Below are 2,351 nucleotides of genomic sequence, written 5' to 3'. Positions count from 1 at the left end.
GCAGCCATTTTAGTAATTTCTTCCTGCTAAACGTGTATAGATCTTTGTCAGTTTTGACTTCAGTGAATGAGTTAGCGCATGTAAGGGTTGCCTGAATAGTTTGCCGTGCACGTTCTGCATTGCTGGAGTAGATGTTTGCTTGTAATGCGCCGTCAGCTTCAAGAATAGGAGACATGATAGCTATCTGACGTAATCCTCGCTTGTTCAGTGGTCTGTCTAAATCCGAAAGAGAAGGCTTAGAGCAACTGGACTTAGCGTGGCGTAAGAGATACAAGTGCTTCATCAGAAAGCCTCTAGAAATATCAAAAATGTTAGTGAGAAAAGTTCTTCCTCAATAATAAACCTTTTAGATGACAGTTAGTTTGCAAGGTTTTGATTGTATTTGCTAATTCTTACAGTTGTTCGTTGTTTTTGCTAAAGTGGTGTATGTCAAAAAACATGGATTAAGAAAGTACCTATGCCCAGCAAAGAACGATCAGACCTTAAAATATTATTATTACAAATCAGGGAAACCGAGCAAGTTAAGCAGGAAGAATTAGAAAGCTTTGCTCGATACAGTAAGCTTGATGTCACCCAATTTGATGTATTAAACGTTTTCGATCAGCCAGACTTTGCGAGAGATGTAGCGCAGGGCTACGATGCACTATTTGTAGGTGGAGCCAGTGAGGCAAATGTCTTGGAGCCTGAAACATATACTTTCGTGCCTCACGCTGAACGCTTGCTTTTACAGTGTGTCGAAAATGAAACCCCTGTATTTGCATCTTGTTTTGGTTTTCAGTTAGCTGCCCAAGCATTGGGACGTGAAATTATTGATGACAAAGAAAATTACGAGATGGGCACTATCCCAATATCTCTCACCGAACATGCTGCTTCAGATCAGGTCTTTCGTGGCATCAGAAATGACTTTCTCGCAGTATCGGTTCATCAGCAAAAAGCGATTTCGGCACCCGAAGGCTGCATAGAATTAGCCTATACCGATATTTGCTGCCATGCCTTTAGAGTTGCGAACAAACCATTCTGGGCATTCCAGTTCCATCCTGAAGTTGATCGAGATATTTTGATTGACAGGCTGACCTACTACAAAGAAAAATATACAGATGATGATGGGCATTTAACAGAGGTATTAGAAAGCGCCCAAGAAACACCAGAATCTAACCATTTGATAGGGTTGTTTGTTGATAGGGTGTTGTTAGGAAACTAATTGGCGGAGAGGGAGGGATTCGAACCCTCGATACCTTGCGGTATACACACTTTCCAGGCGTGCTCCTTCGGCCACTCGGACACCTCTCCGTTTTGAACTTTCTAGCTTCGCAAATGGTGTAAACCCTGTTACGCTCCCAGAAAGGTGCGCTACTCTAAACTAGCATTTTAATCATTGCAATAGTTGAACCCGTTAGTAGCTAATAAAAGTTAACTTATAGGTATATGTTCTCGTGAATATTCGGATTCCTCCACCACTTCAAACACTGATTGCAGCAGGCATTATGTATGGGCTGGATACTTTGATTTCAGTGAGTCTATATCGGTTTGGGCTCTTGGCTGGTATTGTTATGGCTGTCTTGGGGCTTGCGTCTGTGTTTTTCTTAATGCCAGCGGTATTTAGCTTCTGGAAAAATAAAACAACCGTTAACCCTATTAAACCTGAAAATGCGACCACGCTTGTGGTTGATGGAGTTTATAAGTACTCGAGAAATCCAATGTATGTGGGTATGGCAGCGCAGTTGCTTGCTTGGGCTGTGTATTTGGCAAACCCTTTTAACTTCTTAGTGTTTGCATTGTACGTCTATGTCATGACGGCAATTCAAATAAAGCCCGAAGAGCGTGCTTTGGTAAAGATCTTTGGGGCGAGTTACAGGGAGTATTGCGAACAAGTGAGAAGGTGGGTTTAGCAGTCTATTAGGTTAGAAAAAAATAGACTGCTATATGAGCTTTTACTAATTTTGATCAGGGATATTAATGGTTAGGTCAAATCCGCCGCCAACGCGCGGGGTAATTTGAAGCGGACCTTCATCAATACCGTGAGGAAGTTCAATTTTGTCAATTTGAGGAAGGTTGCCAATTGAAAAGGTAAGTTGATTGTCCTGTCTACTTAGCCCAAGATCGTTGGCACCGTCGCCACCAATATAGACAAAGTCGAAATCACCCTCGGGTACCGCGTAGCGTGTATCGTTCATGACTTCTTCCATTGTGCGAGTGTTAACCTCGTCGTAGGTTGGGATCACAACGTCAATAGGCGCGATGGTTGCTGAAGCAATCGCTGCATTTCGTAGCATTTCTTCACTGAGTAGGACAGAGCTGGCAGTGCCATCGACGTGGTTCTGTTGGTGCCCTAGCTTATCCATATCCTGGTC

3 protein-coding genes, 1 tRNA gene and 1 pseudogene are annotated in these 2,351 nt (G+C 42.9%); 2 read left to right on the top strand and 3 right to left on the bottom strand.

Translation table 11 applies throughout. The features are described 5' to 3' along the window. Nucleotides 1-283, bottom strand: a 283-nt coding sequence (locus A3757_RS28185; protein ID WP_197470222.1) for a histidine phosphatase family protein, incomplete at its 3' end; no start/stop codon positions are given. A gap of 174 nt (nt 284-457) precedes the next feature. On the opposite strand from A3757_RS28185, the gene A3757_RS22130 reads away from it, so the two are divergent. Further along, the gene (locus A3757_RS22130) at nt 458-1,201 is read left to right on the top strand and encodes a type 1 glutamine amidotransferase (protein WP_068513692.1); all 744 of its coding nucleotides are present in this window, start codon (nt 458-460) and stop codon (nt 1,199-1,201) included. Nucleotide 1,202: 1 nt separating this feature from the next. On the opposite strand, the gene A3757_RS22125 is transcribed toward A3757_RS22130, so the two are convergent. Next, nucleotides 1,203-1,290 (bottom strand) — tRNA-Ser (locus A3757_RS22125). 143 nt (nt 1,291-1,433) lie between these two features. On the opposite strand from A3757_RS22125, the gene A3757_RS22120 reads away from it, so the two are divergent. Next, on the top strand, nt 1,434-1,889 hold the full coding sequence (locus A3757_RS22120; protein ID WP_156490420.1) for an isoprenylcysteine carboxylmethyltransferase family protein: 456 nt from the start codon (nt 1,434-1,436) through the stop codon (nt 1,887-1,889). A 45-nt stretch (nt 1,890-1,934) separates the two neighbouring features. Here A3757_RS22120 and A3757_RS27210 read toward each other — a convergent pair. Continuing rightward, nucleotides 1,935-2,351 (bottom strand): annotated as a pseudogene (locus A3757_RS27210) (hypothetical protein); the annotation flags it as partial.

The organism is Oleiphilus sp. HI0117 (assembly GCF_001635235.1).
Note: the sequence above shows the minus strand (reverse complement) of the source record. Positions and strands in the feature narration are given on the sequence as shown.

Excerpts from the sequence above, each read along its gene's own strand:
- A3757_RS22130 (WP_068513692.1), top strand. The coding sequence starts at position 458 with ATGCCCAGCAAAGAACGATCAGACCTTAAAATATTATTATTACAAATC.